Annotated in this window: 21 protein-coding genes; 9 read left to right on the forward strand and 12 right to left on the reverse strand. The window is 62.3% G+C overall.

The genetic code is table 11. The annotated features are described in order from the left end of the window. The coding region (locus AC1DNW_RS21725) for a UDP-N-acetylglucosamine 4,6-dehydratase family protein (RefSeq protein ID WP_477854305.1) at positions 1-1183 on the forward strand (1183 nt) is incomplete at its 5' end. A 44-nt stretch (positions 1184-1227) separates the two neighbouring features. On the opposite strand, the gene AC1DNW_RS21730 is transcribed toward AC1DNW_RS21725, so the two are convergent. After that, positions 1228-1353, reverse strand: a complete 126-nt coding sequence (locus AC1DNW_RS21730; protein ID WP_477854306.1) for a hypothetical protein — start codon at positions 1351-1353, stop codon at positions 1228-1230. Positions 1354-1432: 79 nt separating this feature from the next. Continuing rightward, a complete protein-coding gene (locus tag AC1DNW_RS21735; protein ID WP_477854307.1) occupies positions 1433-1807 on the reverse strand; it encodes a hypothetical protein in 375 nt (124 codons plus the stop codon). A 492-nt stretch (positions 1808-2299) separates the two neighbouring features. Here AC1DNW_RS21735 and AC1DNW_RS21740 point away from each other — a divergent pair, with 492 nt between their 5' ends. Next, the gene (locus AC1DNW_RS21740) at positions 2300-2662 is read left to right on the forward strand and encodes a hypothetical protein (RefSeq protein WP_477854308.1); all 363 of its coding nucleotides are present in this window, start codon (positions 2300-2302) and stop codon (positions 2660-2662) included. Between the two features lie 54 nt (positions 2663-2716). After that, positions 2717-3340: an RlpA-like double-psi beta-barrel domain-containing protein gene (locus AC1DNW_RS21745; RefSeq protein WP_113334831.1), complete on the forward strand. Its 624-nt coding sequence runs from the start codon at positions 2717-2719 to the stop codon at positions 3338-3340. Between the two features lie 161 nt (positions 3341-3501). On the opposite strand, the gene AC1DNW_RS21750 is transcribed toward AC1DNW_RS21745, so the two are convergent. The 3 genes from AC1DNW_RS21750 to AC1DNW_RS21760 form a co-directional block, all read right to left on the reverse strand. Continuing rightward, on the reverse strand, positions 3502-3858 hold the full coding sequence (locus AC1DNW_RS21750) for a hypothetical protein (RefSeq protein WP_477834028.1): 357 nt from the start codon (positions 3856-3858) through the stop codon (positions 3502-3504). A gap of 276 nt (positions 3859-4134) precedes the next feature. Next, on the reverse strand, positions 4135-4872 hold the full coding sequence (locus tag AC1DNW_RS21755; protein WP_477854309.1) for a dienelactone hydrolase family protein: 738 nt from the start codon (positions 4870-4872) through the stop codon (positions 4135-4137). Continuing rightward, positions 4869-5189 (reverse strand): hypothetical protein, encoded by a 321-nt coding sequence (locus AC1DNW_RS21760; RefSeq protein WP_477854310.1) that lies wholly within the window; start codon positions 5187-5189, stop codon positions 4869-4871. Before AC1DNW_RS21760 ends, AC1DNW_RS21755 begins: the two co-directional genes overlap by 4 nt. Positions 5190-5279: 90 nt before the next feature. Between AC1DNW_RS21760 and olsE the strand changes: the two genes are divergently transcribed. Both olsE and AC1DNW_RS21770 read left to right on the forward strand, forming a co-directional pair. Then, positions 5280-6197: an ornithine lipid hydroxylase OlsE gene (olsE, locus tag AC1DNW_RS21765; RefSeq protein ID WP_477854311.1), complete on the forward strand. Its 918-nt coding sequence runs from the start codon at positions 5280-5282 to the stop codon at positions 6195-6197. 89 nt (positions 6198-6286) lie between these two features. Next, positions 6287-7327 (forward strand): substrate-binding domain-containing protein, encoded by a 1041-nt coding sequence (locus AC1DNW_RS21770; RefSeq protein WP_477854312.1) that lies wholly within the window; start codon positions 6287-6289, stop codon positions 7325-7327. Between the two features lie 59 nt (positions 7328-7386). On the opposite strand, the gene AC1DNW_RS21775 is transcribed toward AC1DNW_RS21770, so the two are convergent. From AC1DNW_RS21775 to AC1DNW_RS21795, 5 genes are read right to left on the reverse strand one after another with little or no spacing between them, the layout of a single operon-like run. Continuing rightward, complete coding sequence (locus AC1DNW_RS21775; RefSeq protein ID WP_113334836.1) at positions 7387-8652, reverse strand: ABC transporter substrate-binding protein; 1266 nt, start codon at positions 8650-8652, stop codon at positions 7387-7389. A 25-nt stretch (positions 8653-8677) separates the two neighbouring features. Further along, positions 8678-9517: a carbohydrate ABC transporter permease gene (locus tag AC1DNW_RS21780; RefSeq protein ID WP_477854313.1), complete on the reverse strand. Its 840-nt coding sequence runs from the start codon at positions 9515-9517 to the stop codon at positions 8678-8680. Next, positions 9514-10443, reverse strand: coding sequence for a carbohydrate ABC transporter permease (locus AC1DNW_RS21785; RefSeq protein WP_477854314.1), 930 nt, complete (start codon positions 10441-10443; stop codon positions 9514-9516). The genes AC1DNW_RS21780 and AC1DNW_RS21785 overlap by 4 nt, the downstream gene beginning before the upstream one ends. After that, positions 10436-11599, reverse strand: coding sequence for an ABC transporter ATP-binding protein (locus tag AC1DNW_RS21790; protein ID WP_477854315.1), 1164 nt, complete (start codon positions 11597-11599; stop codon positions 10436-10438). Before AC1DNW_RS21790 ends, AC1DNW_RS21785 begins: the two co-directional genes overlap by 8 nt. Then, positions 11596-12432 (reverse strand): metallophosphoesterase family protein, encoded by an 837-nt coding sequence (locus AC1DNW_RS21795; protein ID WP_477854316.1) that lies wholly within the window; start codon positions 12430-12432, stop codon positions 11596-11598. The genes AC1DNW_RS21790 and AC1DNW_RS21795 overlap by 4 nt, the downstream gene beginning before the upstream one ends. Positions 12433-12791: 359 nt before the next feature. On the opposite strand from AC1DNW_RS21795, the gene AC1DNW_RS21800 reads away from it, so the two are divergent. Continuing rightward, positions 12792-13526: a hypothetical protein gene (locus AC1DNW_RS21800; protein ID WP_477854317.1), complete on the forward strand. Its 735-nt coding sequence runs from the start codon at positions 12792-12794 to the stop codon at positions 13524-13526. A 14-nt stretch (positions 13527-13540) separates the two neighbouring features. Here AC1DNW_RS21800 and AC1DNW_RS21805 read toward each other — a convergent pair whose 3' ends face one another. Further along, positions 13541-14461, reverse strand: coding sequence for a LysR substrate-binding domain-containing protein (locus tag AC1DNW_RS21805; protein WP_477854318.1), 921 nt, complete (start codon positions 14459-14461; stop codon positions 13541-13543). A gap of 143 nt (positions 14462-14604) precedes the next feature. Here AC1DNW_RS21805 and AC1DNW_RS21810 point away from each other — a divergent pair, with 143 nt between their 5' ends. The 3 genes from AC1DNW_RS21810 to fhuB are packed head-to-tail and all read left to right on the forward strand — an operon-like array spanning position 14605 to position 19624. After that, positions 14605-16749 carry a TonB-dependent siderophore receptor gene (locus AC1DNW_RS21810; RefSeq protein ID WP_477854319.1) on the forward strand — a complete coding sequence of 715 codons (2145 nt, stop codon included), beginning with the start codon at positions 14605-14607 and terminating at the stop codon, positions 16747-16749. Beyond that, positions 16743-17660 (forward strand): iron-siderophore ABC transporter substrate-binding protein, encoded by a 918-nt coding sequence (locus AC1DNW_RS21815; protein ID WP_477854320.1) that lies wholly within the window; start codon positions 16743-16745, stop codon positions 17658-17660. The genes AC1DNW_RS21810 and AC1DNW_RS21815 overlap by 7 nt, the downstream gene beginning before the upstream one ends. Continuing rightward, complete coding sequence (fhuB, locus tag AC1DNW_RS21820; RefSeq protein ID WP_477854395.1) at positions 17660-19624, forward strand: Fe(3+)-hydroxamate ABC transporter permease FhuB; 1965 nt, start codon at positions 17660-17662, stop codon at positions 19622-19624. Before AC1DNW_RS21815 ends, fhuB begins: the two co-directional genes overlap by 1 nt. 20 nt (positions 19625-19644) lie before the next feature. On the opposite strand, the gene AC1DNW_RS21825 is transcribed toward fhuB, so the two are convergent. Continuing rightward, a complete protein-coding gene (locus AC1DNW_RS21825; RefSeq protein ID WP_477854321.1) occupies positions 19645-21762 on the reverse strand; it encodes a bifunctional diguanylate cyclase/phosphodiesterase in 2118 nt (705 codons plus the stop codon). Between the last annotated feature and the right edge of the window lie 295 nt (positions 21763-22057).

Below are 22057 nucleotides of genomic sequence, written 5' to 3' on the forward strand. Positions count from 1 at the left end.
ATCGAGGATCTGCTCGGCCGCGAGGCCGTCAATCGAGGATCTGCTCGGCCGCGAGGCCGTCACGCCGCGCCAGGAGCTTCTCGATAAGGCCTCCCTCGGCAAGGTGGTGATGGTGACGGGCGCCGGCGGCTCGATCGGCAGCGAGCTCTGCCGCCAGATCCTGCGCAGCGGGCCGACGCATCTCATCCTGGTCGAGCAGAACGAATACGCCCTTTATGCGATCCACGGCGAGTTGCAGAAGCTTTCGGAACTTTACGAACAGCAGAAGGTGCAGATCGTACCGATCCTCTGTTCGGTGCGTGACCGTGACCGCATGGAACATATCATCATGAGCTGGCGGCCGCAGGCGCTCTATCATGCCGCCGCCTACAAACATGTGCCGCTCGTCGAGCAGAATGCCGTCGAAGGCATCAAGAACAATGTCATGGGCACGCTGATTACCGCACAGGCGGCCGAAAAATACGGCGTCTCGAACTTCGTGTTGATCAGCACCGACAAGGCGGTCCGCCCGACCAATGTGATGGGCGCGAGCAAGCGGCTTGCCGAAATGCTGCTGCAGGCATTGTCAGCCGAGCAGCCGACCGGCCGCGCGCGCACCAATTTCTCCATGGTCCGCTTCGGCAATGTGCTCGGATCCTCCGGTTCGGTCGTGCCGCTGTTTCGCCAGCAGATCAGGGATGGCGGCCCGGTGACGCTGACGCATCCGGACATCACCCGCTACTTCATGACGATCTCGGAGGCGTCTCAGCTCGTCATCCAGGCKGGCGCCATGGCTGATGGCGGCGACGTCTTCCTGCTCGACATGGGCGAACCGGTGCGCATTGCCGATCTCGCCCGCCGGATGATCGATCTCTCGGGCCTGACGGTCCTCAGTGAAGACAATCCAGAAGGCGATATCGAGCTTTCGGTCACGGGTCTCAGGCCCGGCGAAAAGCTCTACGAGGAATTGCTGATCGGCTACAATCCCGAGACGACACAGCATCCGCGCATCATGAAAGCGCGCGAGGATTTCCTTTTCTGGCCGGAGCTTTCCAAACGCCTGAAGGTTCTCAATGCCGMGCTCGACCGCAACGACATACCGGCCGCCCGCCTGATGCTTGCCGAACTCGTCTCCGGCTATGCCTCGACCGGCGAGGTAACCGATCTCGCGCTGAGCGCTGCCGAGGCTAATACGGCAGCGTGATAAAACCCGGTTTTCGCCGGGCTTCTTCTCCTTATTCAGCCCCTTTAGGCATACGCCCCATTGTCGACCGTCCAGGCCGCACCGGTGACCGAGCGGGCGGCCGGCGAGGCGAGATACGCGACGATGTCGGCAATCTCGCCGGAATCGGCAAAGCCTGCCGGATTGGACATCAGCCCTTCCGCTCCTCGGCAGGCGGCCTCCCAGCGGGTTCATGCCTGACCCGGACGATGGGCTTGCGCCTCCGAGCCTCTATGCCGCCTTCGGCTCCAAGGAGGCGCTCTTTATCGAAGAGCTTGATCTCTCTATCAGGCGACTGTCAACACCGAGATCTGGAATGCGCTCGACGAGGGGGAAACGATTGCCGCGGCGATCGAAGGTTCCCTCGTCAATACCGCCCGCGACTATAGTCGCCCGGATGTGCCTGCCGGCTGCATGATCGTGCTTGGCGCAAACCCGGCTGCCAGCGAAGTCGAAGCAGTCGGCGAAGATATCAGGCCGCGCCGCGCCGAGAATATTAGCCAGCTCAGGAAAAAGTTCGAACGGGCCGTCAGCGAAGGCGAACTTGCCGGCACTTTCGGCTGCAAGGCTGCTGCGGTCTTTTTTTGCCACGCCGCAGAAAGGCATGTCGCTGCTTGCCCGTCACGGCGGCGGAGACGATGTGCTGATGGCGGTTGCCCGGAGCGGGGGCCCCGCGCTTGAGGCATGACCCGCGGCCATCGCCGCGGATGAACCGGCACTCAGCAATAAAAGGCATCCCTATGATCTGCAGGCTCAACCATTGAATGAACACTAGTATCCCAGGATTACCTATAACTGCTGATTGCAACTAGGATGGTTTAAGCTCATATCAGGGCATCCCGTTTTCGCGCCTCGCTATGCCTTCTCCCGGTCACAGTCATGACTTCGAGGAGCCTGCGATGACGGAGTTCATTTCATGGATCGCCGAAAACTTCAGGAGGACATGATGAGAGCCAGCGCAGTTGTAAACAGGGCATTGGTCGCAACCAACAAAGGAACGCGCTACGGGCTGGGTGCCGGGGGAATGAACCCCGGCAAGCCGTCACCGGCAGCGAACGGGAAATGTGACTGTTCCGGGTTCGTGGCCTGTGTCTCGGCATGTCGCGAAAGACGCGAGAGGCCTTCTATGTCGAGGAGAACGGCGGATGGATCGAGACGACAGCGGTTTCGAAAGACGTCCTTGCCTCGACAGGGATCTTCGCGCCGCTGGATAAACCCTTGCCGGGCTGCGTCGTCGTCTATGGCGATTACAAGGACAGCAACGGCCGCCATCATGAAGGCCATATGGCTGTCGTTACCGAGGTGAACAACCGCAGCGGCATCGCGGGTATCGACAAGATCGTCCATTGCTCGGTGAGCAACGACAATTCCGGAGACGCGATACAGGAGACCGATGCGCGGATCTTTGCCAACAACAGGAATAGCGTGATCGGCTGGTGCATCCTGGTACACGAAGGCTGATCAGCGCAGTCCACATCGTCGCAGGGCCGATGACCGGCAAATAGGAGGAGGATCATGCCAATAATAGGAATTATCGAAGGCTGCGAAATCCATCAAGATGCCGACGGCCGCGTCCATTTTACCGCCGATGCCGCCATCGATGCCGATGGCGCCAATGGCCAGCATGGCGCAGCGCCAGCCTACAAGGAAGACGACAGCGGGAGCGAAGCGTTGGCCAATGGCGGCATGAGGATCAACGCCCACGAAAAAGTCATCTGCGCTTACGACTGGGCGCGCAGTGTCGTTATTCTGAATACCGATAACGAGCCGAAGATCTTTCCGGGTGGCATCATCGCATCCCGGACCTGGTATCGCCACCGCGATCGGCCTGCCGGCGATCCCGCCGCTTACGTCGATGCGCAGACAGTGCCCTATATCGTCGTGCCGCCCCTCATCGTCCAACGCGTCACGCCTGTCGTCCGGGGCTCGAGGGCGAGGGTGACATGGCGCGACAGGTCGGTCGAATGCGTCGTGGCGGATCTCGGACCCGGCAACAAAATCGGCGAGCTCAGCATCGCAGCCGCCGATGCGCTCGGCATGCCTTCGAGCCCCCGCCACGGCGGGGTCAACCACAAGGAAGTTTTCTACGAGCTGTGGCCGGGGGTGGCAATGAACGGTTACGAACTGCAGCCCGCCTGAAGCGGTCCCACCTCTCGCGGGCGTGACCCGCGGCCATCGAAGTGGGGAGGCCTGTCCTTTCGCGGGTGAGCGAAAAGAGATGGAAATGCTCGCACGTCAATTCGTCCGTAAGCCCTCGGTTCGGTTTCCCGACCGAGGGCGTTCATGTCGGCCGGCAGCCGTTATCGGAGCGCCGGGCAGCCGCGGACGTTGGCAAAGCTGATCTCGTCGGGACCTCGCCGCGTCCAGCCCTGAACAATCACACGCCGCGGCGTGACGTCCACGACGCGAGCGCGACGGAAGCCAAAATCGCGCGCCTTGTCCGCTGCCCATCKGGGATCGCAGCCACCGCGCTGCGGACGACCCCAGCCAGGCGGCGGCGGCGGAGGCCGGCCCCAATCCCTGTCAGGTTCAAAACGGGGCGGCGGTCCCCTGTCGTAACCTTCGTAATACTGCGCAGACGCGATGCTCGACGTGGAGACTACAGTGCCAAGGGCAAGCAGAATGCCGATGGCAGATTTCGTGAAGTTGATCATCAATCCAATTCTCGTTGGGGGCATACGCCTGCGAGGGTAGGGCACATCGTGGCAAACTGATGGCCAAGTGTATTGTCGCCGTCCGGCGAGACAATTCGCTATCAAGCCCAATGGGTTAATGTCGCAGCCAGCTTCAGCACAACGGCGCGCACTGCTGTCGGGCACCCGCAAATGGCCGGCACGATCGCGCCATTGCGTCAGCGCCGTCCGGATAGCCTAGAGCAGGTCGCAGTGATCGCAGACCCCGCCCGAGGCCAGACGGGATCGCATTTTCTGATCTCAGCCAAGCGTTTCTGCAAAAAGTTCGAGCAAGCGCTTCCAGTGCCGCTCAGAACCCTTTTCGCTGTAGATCTCGCCGCGGTCGGGAACCGTCCAGCCATGCGACATGCCGATATAATTCTCGATGATGTGGTCGACGCCACCGGTGCGGAGCGCCTCGGCAAGGCGAGCGGACTGCTCGGGCGGGAAACTGCCATCGACGCCAGCGACGCCGACATAGATGCGCGCCTTGATGTCGCCGGCGAGGCGATGCGGACTGTCGGGCGCCTCGCTCGCCAGATTGCCGCCATGGAAGCTTGCGGCCGCCGCGATCCTGTCGGCATAAACGGCCGCTGCCGTCAGGGCGCGACCGCCGCCCATGCAATAACCGACGGCGCCGACCGGACCGGAAACGCCCTCGGCTTCGAGCGCGTCGAGGAAGGCTGCGCTGTCGCGCTTCGTCATCTCCTGCGTCGTCTCGCGGATCATCTTCATGATCTCGGCACGCGAGGTCTCGTTGCCGAAGGAGGAGCCGTCGAAGGGGCCGTACGAGCCGAAACGGTAGAAGAGATCGGGTATCAGCACGACGTAACTGGCATTGGCGAGACGCTCGCCCATGATATCGGTTGCCTCGCGCGGCCCGAGCGCATCCATATAGTAGAGAATACCGGGAAGGACCTTGCCCTCACTGCCTTCGGGGCGGAAAAGTGACGCCTTGGCAACGCCGTCGGCCGTCGTGATTTCAATATCGCGTTTCATGCGCCAATCCCTTTGATTTTATTGAAGCAGCCCCAAAGCCACTGCAGCAATCTGGCAAAGAACAGCAACAGTCTCAAGACACGAATATCTGGGGAGGGGTGCCGTTCAAGGACGACCAGCAGGTCGCCGCGCGACAAAAGCAGTGCCGTGTTGAATTTCACAGCGGCCGGCACCAAGCCGGTTACAGGGACTGTCGCGCCACTCGTCAAAATCACCGGCCCCCGCAATGCCCATGCAATCCTCCATCCACAAGTTGGCCCCATCGTTCCACCAGGTGATGGGCGCAAGCGATTGCCGATCGTCGTGATCGATGGCATGACTGACGGGAACACCGGGCCGAGGGCGATCMGGGCAAGATTGGGCGACGGGCTCGAAACGCGGCGAGCTCTTGAGGGAACATGACATTGATGCCGAAAGCAGCCGCAGCCGCAAGATACATGCTTGCCTACCTGGCCTGGCCACTGGTGTTTTTCTCCGGCCTGACGGGCGCCTATTTTGGCTTTGCGAGTGGGCATCCGATGGTCGCATTTGCAGCCACTTACGCAGGTGCGGTCCTGCTCCTCTTCCTGCTCGAACGTATCATTCCCTATGAAGAAGGCTGGCTGCAGCCTGATGGTGAAACGGCCAACGATATTGCCCACACGGTGTTGACCAAGGGGCTCGTCGAACTGGCGGCGCTCGCCGGAGTCATCTTTCCGATGCTTGCCGCGGCCCTGCTGCAACCACTTGCCGCCATGCAGTTCAGTCTCTGGCCGTCATCCTGGCCGATGTTCTTCCAGGCGGGCCTCGCCGTCGTCATCGCCGAGTTCGGCCTCTACTGGGCTCATCGCATCGCCCATGAGCGGCTGTTTTTCTGGCGCTTCCACGCCCTGCACCACAGCGTCACCCGTCTCTGGGTCGTCAATACCGGGCGCTTCCATGTCGTCGATTCGCTGTTCAAGATCGCGCTGAGCCAGATCCCGCTCTACCTTCTCGGCGCACCGCTGCAGGTCTTCTGGTGGCTCGGCGCCGTCACCGCCTTCATCGGCATCCTGACCCATTGCAACGTCGACATGCGAACAGGCCCTTTCGACCTCGTCTTCTCGACGCCCAGACTTCACCGCTGGCACCATTCGAAGGATCTTCGCGAGGGCAATACGAATTACGGCGAGAATGTCGTGCTGTTCGACCAGCTGTTCGGCACCTATTTCAATCCCGACCGGCCGTCCTCGACGGATATCGGCATCAAGGGTCAGATCGCTCCCGGCTTCGTCAGGCAATTGGCGCAGCCTTTCACCAAGGACGGCGTGCGCCAGATACTCGGCCGCCATCCCAAGCGCGGCTGAAGCTAGGGCCCGTCCCGGACCGTCATCTTTTTATGACATGCTGCCTGTAATAGCCGGCGAAGTTCGACGGAAACGCACGGGGGAAGCCGATGACGACGTTGAAACAGGTTGCGCTGAGGGCCGGGTGTTCCATGGCGACGGCGAGCCGGGTGCTGAACCTCAGTGGCCCGGTCAGCCGGGCGGCAGCACTTCGCGTGCGCCGCGCTGCGGCCGAAGTCGGCTATCGTGCGGCCGCACCGTCGGCCCGCAGCGGCCGCCGGCCTGTTATCGGCGTGCTGGTGCCGAGCGTCACCAATCCGGTTTTCGCCTCGTCGCTGTCCGGCATCCAGAACCGCATGCTGGTCGCCGGCCACAGCGTTCTCATCGCCCAGTCGAATTACGATCCCGATCAGGAGGCCGATGCCGTCGCCGGGCTTCTCGGCGAGCGGCCGACCGGGCTCATCCTCACCGTCTGCGATGCCGGCACCAGCCCGGCGCTCGCCCAGGACCTGCCGCCGACCGTGCTGCTCGGCAATCCGCCGACCGCCCGATATCCTGCCGCCGTCACCGTCAACAATTATGCGGCAGGCTGCAGGCTGACCGAACACCTGCTCTCCATGGGACATCGTCGCATTCTCTACGTCTCCGGCAGCTTCAAGGCTTCGGACCGCGCGCTGTTGCGTTATCAGGGCTATCTGAGGACCATGGCGGCGGCGGGCGTCGCGCCACTCGACGCCGTAGAGGTGTCCTTCGTCAGCGGCTACGACCAGATGGATCTCGGCCAGGCGTTGCGGACATTTGCACCGACCGCCATCATCGGCTCGAACGATCTCATCGCGCTCGGCGTCGTCGGAGCCATCCATCGCGAGGGCCTGCGTGTTCCCGACGATGTCTCCGTTGCCGGCTTCGACGGCATCGCCATCGGCAAGCTCATAAATCCGACGCTGACCTCGATCGAAATGCCCGATCTCAGCATGGGGGCGACGGCGGCATCGCTGCTGCTCGATATCGTCGAAAACGACGCGCCGCTGCGGCATCTGGAACTATCGCATGCCTTGCGTGCCGGCGGCACTGTTCGAAACCTCCAGAAAGACGAAACCGCCGCACCGATGGGATGCGGCGGTTCGGGATCGAAGCCAAGAGCGGCTTAATGCAATTCCGGCAAGTGTGAAGCGGATCTTGCGTCCGGAACTGCGTGATAACRAGAAGCTTAGCTGCGCGGCAGCATGCCTTCGACGTCGGAGGCTGCGTCGTCGAGCGCTTCCTTCGGCTCGGCCGAGCCGTCGACGATGCGCGACAGGTTGTCGACGATCGTCTGGGTAACCTTGACGCCATTGGTGCCTGGGAAAGCATACCACGGGATCATGCGCGGCATCTGGCTGAGGCCAGCCTGGAAGAGCGGGTTCTTCTTGTAGAAATCACCGAGATATTCGGCGGACTTGGCGGCAAGCTCGTTGTTCGGCACATAGCCGGTGCCGGGCACGACGACCGAGGCGCCATAGGGGCCGGCCGCGAACTTGGCAAACTTCCAGGCGGCGTCCTGCTTGGCGGCATCCTTGGCGAGGATGACGACGGCGTTGCCACCGGTCGGCAGATGGCCCTTTTCCGGGTCGAGAAGCGGGATCTGGGCGGTGCGCAGATCGAACTTGGCGCCGACGTTCTTGATCGTGTTGACGAGCGCGCCCGTCGTCTGGAATTCAAAGCCGACCTTGCCGGCGGCGAATGCCTGTTCGCCTGCTGCCTTGGTGAAAACAGGCATGCCGCCTTCCTTGACGAAGCGGCTGATGAGTTCGACGGCCTTCTGTCCCTCGGGACCGTTGAAGGCGACCTTCTGCTCGTCGTCGCTCAGCATCTTGCCGCCGGCACCGAAGAGCAGGGCGGAGAACATCCAGTCGTCGCCCTGCCAGCGGAAATCCATGCCGTCGACGCCGTTGCCGAGCGCCTTGATCTTGCTGGCAAGCGCGATGACCTCGTCCCAGGTCTTCGGCGGGGTGTCCGGATTGCCGCCGGCTGCCTTCACGAGATCGGCATTGTAATACATGATCGGGTTGGAGGTGGCGAAGGCAAGGCCCACCTGCTTGCCGTTGACCTGGGCGAGCTTCAGGATCGTGTCCGAGAAGCCCTTCTCGGCCATGTTGCCTTCCTTCTGGACGAGCGGCGTCATGTCGACGGCGACATTGCGCTCGTTCAGCATGCGCAGGCGGTTCAGGCCGATGAAGGTGATGTCGGGCATTTCAGACGTGCCGGCCTGGCGCAGGATCAGCTGGATACCGTCTTCATAGGTCGCCGAAGGAGCGGCGAACTGGATCTTGATGTCGGGGTTTTCTTCCATGAACTTCTTCGAGATCGTGTCCATCACGTCCTTGAAGAAACCCGGCATCGGGTAGTGGATCGTCAGCGTCGTTTCGGCGTGGGCCGGCAGTGCCGCCGCCACGGACAGAGCCGCTGCTGCGAGGAACTGGGTGAAATGCTTCATCGCTCGTTCTCCTGGGTTTAACCGGTCAGCCTTTGAGACCGGTCATGGTGATGCCCTCGACGAAGCGTTTCTGCGCCAGCAGAAAAGCCGCAACGAGGGGAATGGTGATGATGATGGTCGCCGCCATCAGCGCGCCGTAGTCGTCGCCGGCTTCCGCGGCGCGGAAACTCATCAGGCCGAGCGGCGGAGTGGCGTAGCCCGGCTTCGAGATGACGATCAGCGGCCAGTAGAGGTCGTTCCAATGGGCGACGACCGAAAAGATCGCGAAGGCCGTGACGGCCGGCCAGGCATTCGGCACGACGACGCGCGAGACGATGCCGAGTTCGGACATGCCGTCGAGACGGGCGGCATGGATCAGGTCGTCAGGCATGGCGCGGAAGAACTGCAGGAACAGGAAGATCGCAAAGACCGAGATGGTGAAGGGGGCGACCAGCGCCGTGTAGCTGCTGAGCAGCGACAGTCGGTCGAAGGCGACATAGAGCGGCAGGGCGGTGGCATGGATCGGCACCAGCAGTCCGAGCAGTACGAGCACCATCATCAGGCGGGCGGCGCGGAACTTCAGCTTCGCCATCGCATAGGCGCAGGGGATGGCGACCAGCACCTGGAAGAAAAAGATCAGCGCGCAGACCACCGCGCCGTTCCACAAGAGCGTGCCCATCGCCACCTTGTCGAGCGCCTTGGTAAAATTCTGCAGGTAAAAGAAATGCGTCGGGATCAGCGAAAGTGCTGCCGTGAAGATATCGTCCTGCGACTTGCCGGCCGCCGATATCATGAAGATGTAGGGCGCGAGGAAAATGACCGCGCCGAGAACAAGCAGCGCCAGGCGGATCAGCCGGCCGGGGGTGAAACGGGAGCGCGTCTTCATGAATAGTGCACCCGCCGGTCGAGGAAGCGGTACTGCAGGAACATCATGACGACGAGGATGGCGAGGAAGACCACGGTCATGGCCGAGGCATAGCCGACCTTCATGTAGACGAAGCCCTCCTGGTAAATGGTGAAGAGCAGGACTTCGGAAGCATGATTGGGTCCGCCATCGGTCAGCGTCTTCACCGTCTCGAAGGTCTTGACTGCATTGATGACGCTTATCGTGGTGACGAAAAGCGCCGTCGGCCCGAGCATCGGCCAGGTGACKAGGAAGAAGCGGTCCAGCGAGGATTTGGCGCCGTCGATCTCGGCTGCGGCATAAAGCTCGCGCGGGATCGCCGTCAGCCCGGCAAGGAACAGCACCATGTTGAAGCCGACCGTCTGCCACACACCGATGATGGAGAGGCTGTAGAGGGCGGTCGATGAGGCCCCGAGCCAGTTCGGCTTCGGCAGGCCGGCGGCACCGAGCAGCGCATTGAGCGGGCCAATGGTCGGATGGAAGAGATATTGCCAGACGGTCGCCATGGCGACGATCAGCGAAACCACCGGCAGGAAATAGGCGGTGCGAAAGACGCTCTTCCCCCAGCCCTCGCTTTCGATCAGCATGGCCACACCAAGGCCGAGCAGGATCGAGACGGGCGCGACGATTGCCGTATAGACCGTGGTGTTCCACAGCGACTTGCGGAAGGTGCGGTCGGTGAAAAGCTCGGCGTAATTCTCCAAGCCGACAAAACGGATCTTGCCGACGCCGAGCTCGAAATCGGTAAAGCCGAGAACGACGACAGCGACGATCGGCAGCAGCACGAAGAGGACAATGAGGATTATCGCCGGCAGCGCCAGCAGCCAGGCGGTCTGCGCCTCGCGGCGCTCGTGCCGGATAGCCGATGCGGCCGGCCGGCCAACCTCGCCTGTGGCAATGCTAACCATGCGCCTTCTCCCGTGCAGCGTCGGCCGGAAGCGCTGCCGCACGCAGCCGGCGGCCGTCGGGGTCAAAGACCATGGCCTTGTCGGGCTGAAAAGACAGCGCGACGGCCATGCCGGCGGCAAGTCCCGCAGCTTCGGCTGGTGCAAGCTTGGCAAGCACGGTCTCGCCGATTGCATTCAGCCGGCAGAACAGGATCACCTCGGAGCCAAGGAATTCCATGCGCTCGATACGGGCGGGCAGGGCCGTCTGGCCGTCCATGGCAAGCCGCACGAATTCCGGGCGGATGCCGATCGTCACGTCTGCGCCGGAAAGATCAGATTCTTCCAGCGCCAGCCTGATATCGCCGAAGGCGATCGTTCCGCCATCGGCGCGCGCGGTTAAGAGATTGATGCGCGGCTGACCGACGAAGCGGGCAACCTCGATATGGGCGGGGTCGTCATAGATGACCTGGGGTGCTGCCAGCTGCAGCAGTTGGCCGCCGATCATCACGGCGACGCGGTCTGCCATGGAGAGCGCCTCGGCCTGGTCGTGGGTGACATAGACGGTCGGCACACCGGCGCGCCGATGCAATTCGACGATTTCGCCGCGGGCATGAACACGCAGGTTGGCGTCGAGGTTCGACAGCGGTTCGTCCATCAGAAAGACGCTCGGATGGCGCACCATGGCGCGGGCAAGCGCCACGCGCTGCCGCTGGCCGCCCGACATCTGGCCGGGCTTGCGCTCCAGGAGATGGTCGATCTTCAAAGCTTTGGCCGTCTCCTGCACGTCGCGAGAAATACTCATGCTGATAGCGCGGTAGCCGGGCATGACCGGACCGAGGAAGGGAAGGCGCTGAACACGGCTCAGCCGGCGCATAGCCAACGGCACGGCAATATTCTGGCCGGCCGACAGATGCGGATAGAGCGCGTAGGACTGGAAGACCATCGCGATATTACGGTCGGCTGGCGCCACATCAGACATTTCCCGCCCGCCGATGACGATCTCGCCACTATCGGCATGATCGAGGCCAGCAAGAATACGCAGGAGCGTACTCTTGCCGCAGCCCGAAGGGCCGACCAGCGCGATGAATTCGCCCGGCTGAACGTCGAGGCTGATATTCTTGAGGATGGCGCTGTCGCCATAGGATTTGGAAATGGCCGAAAGCGTCAGCGCGCTCATTGCGCCGGCTCCTTCTGCACTTTGTGGGCCTCGTGCGGATAGACTTCGGCGACCACATCGTCGAGCACATGCGCCACCATGCCCGGTATGGCGACGATCTCGCTCGAGACGTCATCACCGAGATCGTGAAGCACGGCTCCAACAAGCTTCTCGCCTGGCATCTCTCGCTCCATCGTGCCGATGATGAAGGCGGCGGATGGTCCCCAGACGAGCGAAGTATCCTTGAAGGCGCCCTTCCAGGCCCAGTGGAGGTGACCGCTGGCATAAAGCGCGACATCATGGGCCGACATCAGGTCGTAAAGTCGGCGGCGCTGGGCCGGGCGGATGCTCCAATAGCCGGTGTCGCCTTCATCTGACGCATCGACGAAAAGCGGCTTATGGGCAAACATCGCGATCCGCCGGCCGGCGCGCTCGGCAAGCGCCTTTTCCAGCCATGCAAACTGCGCTTCCTGCTCCTCATCCTCCATGCCCATCAGCAGACTGTCGAGGCCGATCAGCCGCCAGTTGCCGGCATCCTCGAGCCAGTAATCGGGGCCAACGAGGCTGCGCCAGCGGTTGAGCCTTGTCTCATCGACCGGTTGGAGCGAGCCTGGCAGATGGCCGACATCGTGATTGCCGGGAACGATCAGCATCGGGATGTTCACCTGCCGCATCAGCTCCATGCAGAAGGTGAGATCTTCGTCCTTGTCGGCGCCATCGACGGCGAGATCGCCGGTATGGACGACGAGATCGGCACCGCTGCGATTGATCCAGTCCGCAAGCGGCTGCCAGTTGCCGTTGAAATGCGGTATCGACGGGCTGAAATGCGTGTCGGTGATCTGGACGATTTTCATGCCGGCGGTCTCCAATAAGGCCCGCGGCAGGTTTGCGGCGGCAGGCAATGCTGATGCCGCCTCTTTAGAGCGCCCCAATGTCAGGCGGGTTACAAGCGTTTCCACCCTTGTTCCAATTGTGTCGTGCAATTGTCATGGAGCCGATCGAAACGGAGTTGGCCGCGGCCAATTCTTCTCTTCTGCCTTATCGGCAGGTGGACCTCCGCCCTTTCGGTAGGCGGCCGCCACATCGGAAGTCACCGCCCTGCAGCCGATTGACCTGTCGTTGATATGGCAGCACGACCGAGCCGCATTTTGTCGATTGGCGTCTCGCGTCCTTAAGCGCCGTCTGGCAAGTTCCTCCGGACGATGGAGAGACCATGACCCGCAAAAGCTTCGCGATATATAGCAGCGTGTTCACCGCCCTGTGGATTGCCATCATCGTCGGTTTTCCACTTCTCCTCCTTGCTGCCATGAAGACGATCGCCTGCGCGGCCGACACTTGCGGCGCCGTCGCTCTGGTGTTCGCCCTATTTGGCCGCATCATCCTGGTATTGGTCTACGCCATGGCGATGCTGACGTTCATTGCGAGGCGATGCGCGCGTGCGGGCCTGGGCGTCTTGTGGACGCTTGCCGGTGTGCTGTGGCTGCTCGCAGCGCGTGATGTTCTTCTTGCCGGGTTCAATTTCTGGGCTGTCGGTTTTTCGCTCGGCATATTTTCCTTTGGATTTCCCGTAACGCTGCTCTTCTTCTTCGCCTTCGTCATCTTCCTTTCCTTCTGGAAAGGAGAGGATGAAAACCGCGCCGGCGCGCTCACGATCTCCTGGCAATTTGCCGGCATCAGCGCATTTGTCTCGGCGATGATCTCCGCGGTTGTCTGCATCCCGATGGTCGCACCGTTAGCCGGGATCGTGGGCTTGCCGGCGGTGTCCTCCATGGACCTGATGTTTCTGATGGACCGCGTTCTGAGCCTCAGGCTCGGGGAATATTGGATCACATATGTCACGGAGCTATGGGTGCTCCTGTTCATCTTCGTCTGTGCGCTGGGGTATCTCGTCATTAGCCAAAGACGGGTTGATGGACGATCAGTGCCGTCGGATCCGAAGCCTCTATGACCGTATTCCAACGATCAGTTGGCAAGAGACAGGAGCTGCCCACGATGGCGGGCGATAAAGGCTTTGACTGCCGGAGCGCCTTCTCCCTTGCGGTAGGCGATCGCCACGTCCGACGTCACCGTGACACTCGGAAGCGGCCGGTAGTGGATATCGGGGAGTTCCACGCGGCTCATGGATTGCGGCACGAGCGCGATGCCGGTGCCTATGCCGACGAGAGCGGCGATTTCCGTGAAGTCGTGTGCGATGGCTTTGACGGACGGTTCGAAGCCCGCMTCCCGGCAGGCCTGCAGTGTGTTGCGGTAAAAGCCGACTTCCGGCGGTTGGCGTGGCGTGATGAAGGTATTGTCGGCCAGCCGTGAGAGCGTATCGATGGCGCGCTCTGAGAATTCGTGATCTGCGGGGACCATGGCAACCAGCGGCTCGCGCAGCACGACCTGCACAAAAACGCCTGATGGGATCGGCGCCGGCGCGCGGATATAGCCGAAATCGAGCAGGCCGTCGGCAATGCGCTGCAGCTGCTGGCGCAGCTCCATTTCCTGCAGCTCGACCTCGACATAGGGATAATCGCGTTTGAACTCCCTGATGGAGCCGACGACGGCGCCGGAATAGGCGGCCGATGCCACATAGCCGATCGAGATGCGTCCGCTTTCGCCGCGGCCTGCGCGGTGGACGGCCGCCACGGTTGCCTCGGTCTGCACCAGTACCTTGCGCGCCTCCTGGAACAGGATCTCGCCGGAATGAGTGAGTTGCACGCCCCGGCGGGTCCGGTCGAGCAGCGGCGTTCCGACGATCTTTTCAAGGCTCCTGATCTRCTGGCTGAGGCCTGGCTGGGCGATGCCGAGACGGGCCGCAGCGCGCTCGAAGTTCCGCTCCTCGACGAGGGTGACAAGATACCTCAAATGCCGGAGTTCAAAGCCGGGGTTGGACAGGGCCAATTCTCTCTCCTGGAAGAATTCAAATCTATGGCATTGGGCGCGTTTCATAAATCAGACTTATGAAAAATTCGAGCCTCGTTTATTGGACCTTGGAAAAATAACATGATTAGAAAAATCCAGTTTTCCAATATAACGGGCTTTCGATGACTGGTTCTCCTCACCTGCTCAAATTCGTTTCGACGACGGCGCTGGCAAGCGCGCTTCTGGCGCCGCTGTTTCCGGCTACTGCGCAGGAAGTCAATCCGACGACACTCGCCCCGATCGTCATCAGCGGCTCCAAGGATGAGGACCCGACGGCGCCGGTTAGGGGTTTTGTCGCAAGGACGAGTGCGACTGCCACCAAGACCGGTACGCCGCTCCTCGAAACCCAGCAATCCATCTCGGTGCTGACGGCTGACCAGCTGAAGTCGCAGGGTGCCGAAACCGTCGGCCAGGCGCTCGATTATGTGCCCGGGGTCGTCGGCGAGCCCTATGGCGCCGATCCGCGCTTTGATTCCCCGCGTATCCGCGGCTTCGACAGCCGTCAGGCGCAATTCCTGAACGGACTGCGAATGATGCGCACCGCAGGTGCCCCAGCGGTCGATCCCTATCAGCTCGAGCGTATCGAAGTGCTGCGTGGCCCGGCGTCGGTCATATACGGCCAGGGCAATCCGGGCGGCATGATCAATCTCATCAGCAAGCGGCCGGTCTTCGAACGTTTCGGCGAGGTCGGCGTACAGGCTGGCAGCTATGACACCTATGGCACCTATTTCGATTTCGGCGACATCATGCCCGGCAATTCCGATTTCGCCTATCGTCTGACGGGTCTGGCAAGGACGGCCTCGGCGCAGGTCGGCGAACTCGACAATGACCGCTACTTCATCGCTCCGGCGCTCACCTGGCAGCCGGACGACGATACCAAGCTGACGATCCTCACCAGCATCCAGCACGATAATCCGAGCACGCCATCCGGCCTGCCGCCGCAGCTCACGCTCAATGCGACGGGCGCAAACCGCCTGTCGCGGGATTTCTTCGTTGGCGACAAGAGCTTCGACACGTCCGACCGGACGCTCACCAATCTTGGCTATGAGCTGGAACACCGCTTCAACGATACCTGGACTTTCCGCCAGAACCTCCGCTACCAGAATTTCGACTGGAACTATAAGGCGCTCGGAATGGCGACATCAGGCCTTACGGGCGGGCGGACCATCAACCGCAACGCCACCATCCAGGATGAGCTGCTCAACACCTTCAACGTCGACAATAACCTGCTTGCGGAATTCGATACCGGCGAGATCCAGCACAAGATGCTGTTCGGACTGGATTACCGCTACTACGACAACAATGTCGGCACCCAGTTCTGGCGCGCCACGCCGCTCGATGCCTTCAATCCGGTCTATGGCTCGGTCAAGCTGATTGCGCCGACGGTCAGCACCAAAGTCGACTCGCAGATGACCCAGGTCGGCCTCTACGTGCAGGACGAGCTTGCCTATGAAAACTGGCGCGCGACGGCCGCCCTTCGCCAGGACTGGGCAAGCACTGAGGGCACCTCGACGAACCGGCTGACCGGCGTATCGCGCCCCCTTAATAAGGACGACCAGAAGCTGACCGGACGCGCCGGCCTCAGCTATGTCTTCGACAATGGAATTGCGCCCTATATCAGCTATGCCACCTCCTTCGAGCCAGTGCCTGTGCCGGCGACCGGCGGGCCGCTGCAGCCGACGACGGGCGAACAGGTGGAAGTCGGCGTCAAATATCAGCCGGAGGGCTGGAACGGTTTCTTCACTGTCGCCGCCTATGACCTGAAGCAGAAGAATGTTCTGACGACAATCGCGCTGCCGTCCGGTGGCACGACGACGGGGCAGATCGGCGAGGTCGACGTCAAGGGTATCGAGCTCGAAGGAGTCACCAGCCTGACCGACGGCCTCGATCTGCGCGCTGCCTACACTTACATGCAGGCTGAAATCGTCGGCGGCATCGACGACGGAAATCGTCCGGACAATGTGCCTGAACATGCCGCCAGCCTCTGGCTCGACTACACCTTCCCCGAGGATACGGCGCTTGAAGGCTTCGGTCTCGGCGGTGGCGTGCGCTATGTCGGCCAGCGCTACGGCGATACCAAGAACTCGCTCGATCTTGACGCCATCACCCTCTTCGATGCAGCAGTGCATTACAAGAAGGACAATGTGACCGCCTCGCTGAACGTGAAGAACCTTGCCGACAAGGATTATGTTGCAAGCTGCAGCTCTTTCGGCTGCACCTATGGCGATGGCAGAACGGTGATGGGCAAGCTGACCTTTCAATGGTGAGTGAATTTCAAGACGCATATGGACGGAGCATCAGCCGTCGGCAGGCGCTTGCACTGCTGGCGGCATTCGCTGTTCCGGGAAAAACCTTCGCGGAAACGCCCCAATCCCTTCCAAAGCGCATCGCGGCGATCGACTGGGCCATGCTGGAAACGCTGGTGGCTCTCGGCGTCATGCCGATCGCTGCGACCGAGCTCGTGCAGTTCCGCAAGGATGCGGTCGAGCCGATGCTGGACGAGAGCGTTGCCGATCTCGGCCTGCGCGGATCGCCGAACCTCGAACTTCTGCGACTGCTGCGCCCGGACCTCATCCTGATTTCGCCCTTCTATGTCAGGTTCGAGGCGAGCTTTCGGGCGATCGCGCCTGTCCTGTCGCTGCCCTTCTACAACAGGGGCGAGCCGCCCTATCAGAAGGCGATCGATGCCATCTCGGCGTTGGCACGGCAACTTGGCCTCGAAGAGCGCGGCCGTCAGGTCGTAGCCGAACAGGCAGCTCTCGTCGAAGAAACGCGCGCAAGCCTGCAGTTCTTTGCCTCGCGCCCGACCTATCTCGTCAATATCGGGGATGCGAGGCACGTCCGCGTCTTCGGCGCCGATAGCATGTTCGGCGATATCCTGTCCCGCCTCGACCTGCCGAATGCCTGGACGGACCGCTCCCGCTATACGTTCGCAGCACCCGTGCCGATCGAAAACCTCGCCGTAGAGCYGGACGCGCGCATCGTCATCATCTCCGATATCCCGGTCGAAGCCCGTAACGGCCTGACGGACAGCATGATCTGGCGATCGCTGCAGCCGGTGCGCTCTGGCCGCGTGCTGATGCTCGGCAATATCAATCCCTATGGCGGCATCTCGGCGGCCGCCCGCTTCACGCGGCTTTTCAAGGCGGCGATGCTGTCGTCAGGGGAAAGGCCGTGATGAGACCCGCCGCACTCGCCGCCGCGCTTCTCGCCCTTGTCGCCTCCGCCGGCCTCTTCCTGTGGGCGGCACTCAGCCATCTGCCCTTCGCCGACTGGCCGTCCTTACCCTTCGATGCCGGCCAGATGACGACGCAGCAGATCATTTTCGCCTACGCTGTCCTGCCGCGCGGCGCGGTCGCGATTCTGGCTGGTGCGGCCCTCGGGCTTGCCGGCGCCCTCTTGCAGCGCCTGCTTCGCAACCCGATCGCCGATCCCTCGACGCTCGGCGTCTCCTCCGGCGCACAGCTTGCGATCGTCGCTGCGACGCTGTTCTTTCCCGAAGTGCTCGATGGATACCGCGCGCTTGTTGCGCTTGCCGGTGCGACCGCGGCAACGGCCATCGTCTTCCTGCTCGGCTGGCGGCGCAGCTTCGAGCCTATCACCATGGTGGTCTCCGGCCTTCTCGTCGGCATTACCTGCAGCGCGCTGTCGGCGGCGATGACGCTTTCGCAGGGCGAATATCTGATGTCGTTAGTCACCTGGAACGGCGGCTCGCTCAGCCAGCAGGACTGGTCGGCGACGGTGACCCTCGGCCTGGAACTGCTGCTCGGCCTCGCCATCACCCTCCTGTTGCTGCGCCCGCTCACCCTGCTCGGTCTTGGCGATAGCAGTGCGCGCTCGCTAGGTGTGGCACTCGCCGGCACACGCATTGCCGTTGCAAGCCTTGCCGTGGCGCTCAGCGCCGGCGTTGCTGCCGCCGTCGGTCTCGTCAGCTTCGTCGGCCTGGCCGCCCCGGCGCTCGTGCGCCTTCTCGGTGTGCGCACGACACGCAGCATCCTGCTTCTCTCGCCTGTCGCCGGTGGCTTGCTGTTGTGGTTCTGCGATGGTGTCGTGCAACTGCTCGCTTCCTCGGCGGGCGAGACTTTCCCGACGGGATCGGTGACCGCACTGATCGGCGGGCCGTTGCTGCTCTGGCTGCTACCGCAGGTGCGTGCCGTCGAGCCGCCGCAGCCGCCCGATAGCGTCGTCGTTTCCCGGGCGCCGCTGTCGCGCCTCATCCTGATCCTCTGCCTGCTGCCGCCGCTCGTCTGGGCGGCCCTCTTCATCGCCCGCCTGCCGGATGGGTGGACGTTGCTCCGCGGTGAGCTCTTCTGGGAACTGTTTCCCGCCCGCTGGCCGCGTCTGGTCGCATCTGCCGCCGCCGGCGGCCTGCTTGCCATGGCGGGCGCCATGCTGCAGCGCCTCACCGGTAATCCGATGGCAAGCCCCGAGGTCCTGGGGGTCAGCGGTGGGGCCGGCGTCGGTTATGCCATTGCCTTGAGCTTCTCCGCCAATGCCGACGCGGCTGGTCTTTTCGTCGGCGCCGGCGGCGGTGCGATCGTCGTGCTCGTCATTGTGGCCCTCTTTGCCGCCCGCCGGCATCTGCCGCCCGAACGCCTGCTGCTTGCCGGCATTTCCGTCAGCGCCTTCTCCTCGGCGATCCTGAGTGCGCTTCTTGCTGTCGGCGACCAGCGTGCCTGGCAGATCCTTGCCTGGCTCGGCGGTTCGGCTGCKGCCGCCACGCCGCAAACGGCTACGTTTCTCGCCGGCCTCGCCGTCKTCATCCTAGCCGTCGGCCTGATCTTCACGCGATGGATGACCATTCTGCCGCTCGGGGCACCCGTCGCGCTTGCGCTCGGCTTGCCGCTCGTTGGTGCCCGCACGATGATGGTGCTGACGGCAGGCATTGCGACCGCTGCCGCCTCGCTGCTTGTCGGCCCCTTGAGCTTCATCGGCCTGATGGCCCCGCATATCGCCCACCGGGCCGGTTTCGAAAAGGCAGGCAGCAGGCTTTTCGCCGCCGCGGTCATAGGGGCTGTGCTGATGGTGATCGCCGATCTCGGTGCCCGCACAGTGACCTTCCCCTACGATCTGCCGCTCGGCCTGTTTGCCGCTTTCGCAGGCGCCCCCTATCTCGTCTGGATGATGGGAAAACGGCCGTGAGGGAGCTGTCGCGGAAGCGATCAGCCGCGCGAATAGGATGCGGCAACCGACTGGGGCCTCATTGCTTCGATCGAAGGGAATGATTTCAGGAATTCGGCCAGAGGCATGGGGCGGGAGAGAAGGAAGCCCTGCAGGTCGTTGCAGCCGGCTGCGACGAGAAAGTCTCTCTGCCCCTCCGTCTCCACGCCTTCCGCCGTCGTCGCCTTTCCGAGCGTACGGCTCAAACCCAGGATCGCGGAAACGATGGCGGCGCCCTCTGCCTGAGCGCCAAGCAAGCCAACGAATGAGCGATCGATCTTGATCCGGTCGATGTTGAATTGAACGAGATGGCTTAGCGACGAAAAACCGGTGCCGAAATCGTCGAGGGCAATTCGGATCCCCTGGGATCGGAGTCGGCCAAGCGTTGCCTGCGCATTTTCATCGATATTGAAGAGTGCAGCTTCCGTCAGTTCCAATTCCAGCCGCGATGGCGGCAGGCCGGTTTCCGCCAGGATCGAAAGCACATGGCGGTCGAAGTCCCGATGCCGGATTTGCGAGGGCGAAACATTGACGGCGACCGACATGCCGGCTGGCCAGCAAGCAGCTGCCTGCGTGGCATTCCTGAGGACCCACTCGCCCAGCTGGTCGATCATGCCAGCCTCCTCGGCAACGGGGATGAACTTGTCGGGCGACAGAAGCCCTTGGGTGGGATGGCGCCATCGCACGAGGGCCTCAGCACCCGATAGCTGCCCAGGCGCGTCGGCACGATGCACGCCTTGAAAGAAGACCTCCAGATGGCCCGGATTACCCGAACGCGAATTGTCCGGAATGCCGGAAAGCTGCGCTTGATCTTCCAGCACGACGCGAAGATCGTTCTTGAGATTTTCCCGCGCCTCGACCCTGTGATCGAGAGAGGGTTCATACTCGATCAAGCAACCGCGCCCGTTGGTCTTGGCTTCATAGAGCGCAACATCCGCACGTCGCAAAAATTCGCTGGTTGCTTGGGTCGTATCACGAAAGGTGGCGATGCCGATCGAGCAGCCAATGCGGACGACGACGTCGCCTCCGCGAAGCTGAAACGGCTTGCTCAGGGCCTCGATGATGGCGCTGCAGAGGACAATATGGGTTTCGTCGGCTTCCCTGGCATCGGGAAGAAGCAGGGCGAACTCATCGCCGCCGAGCCGGGCAAGTGTATCGCCCGATTTGATCAGGGCGTTCATCCTGTCGACGGCGCTGCGCAGAAGCTCGTCGCCGGCGGCATGTCCATGGATGTCGTTCACCTCCTTGAACTTGTCGAGATCGACGAGGGCAAGGACGGCGCGTCGGCCGGGGGATTTCATGGCCGCAAGGCATTGCTCGAAGCGAGCCGCAAACAGCGCCCGGTTCGGCAGGCCCGTCAAAACGTCATGAAGCGATAGATGCCGCGCATGATGTTCGCTGGCGCTGAGTTCTCTAAGGCTGCGGCGCAAACGACCCATCAAGGCGAAGAAGAGCCCGGCAATGACCAAGCCGGCAATGGAGAGGACCGGAACAAGCCGGCCGATGACGCGTGAGCCCGGCAGGTCCGGCGTCCAGATAACAAAGCCGATAGGCTCTCCGGTAGCCGTCGCCTCTATTTGGAACGCAACCTCATTTTGCTCCTGATCGGCGGTGCGGGCATAGCGGGYGCCGGCCAATCCCTGTTCGCGGCTCAGTGTATCGAGCGCGATACCGTCGAGAAAGCGGAACGTCACGAGGTAGAGCCTGTTGCCGTCATTCCCCTCCTGTGTATCCACTTTCGAAGAACCCGTGACCGAAACAACGCCGGCGACCGAAGGGCGGCCCTCAAGTCGCATCAGCTCCACCTGGCTCGGTTCTGGATCGGAGCTCGGCCCCTGCGGCGCACCGTGCTGCTTTGCTTCGAGATCCCGGATCATTGGCTGAAGCAGCGGCCGCACCCATTTGAAGCGACTTTTCGTTTCGGGATCGGATTGCAGGGCTAGCTCGCCTGCCGGGGTCACGAGGAATGCCGCGTTGTAGCCGAAGACCGTTGTTGCGATCTTCCCGAATGTCGCTGCGGATGTCGCGCCAGCGCGGTCGCTCTTGCCGCTCGCGGTTGCTGAATCCGACACCAGCAGCGAGGCATAACCTGCGCCCATCAGCTGGATGTCCTGCGACACGCGCTGGACTTGATCCTGAAGGCGGCTGTTGACGAGTTGTCGCTGACGATCAAGGGCTGCCGCATCACTTTCCTCCCCCGCCCAAATGGCAGCGAGGAATACAAGCCCAAGAATTGCCAGCCCGCTAATCGCAAGCAGGAGCAATATCGACCCGGACGACGCCCGGGCCGCCCTGTGAGCAAATAGTCGTGACGGTTGACGAGCAGACACGGAACCTTCTCCCAAGAATTTCCGATACTGGCCTTGATTGATTACGAAAAGCTTTTCAAGCAGCCGTAAATTAACGGCGCAAAAG

It is taken from the genome of Rhizobium sp. 05L429 (genome assembly GCF_056397645.1).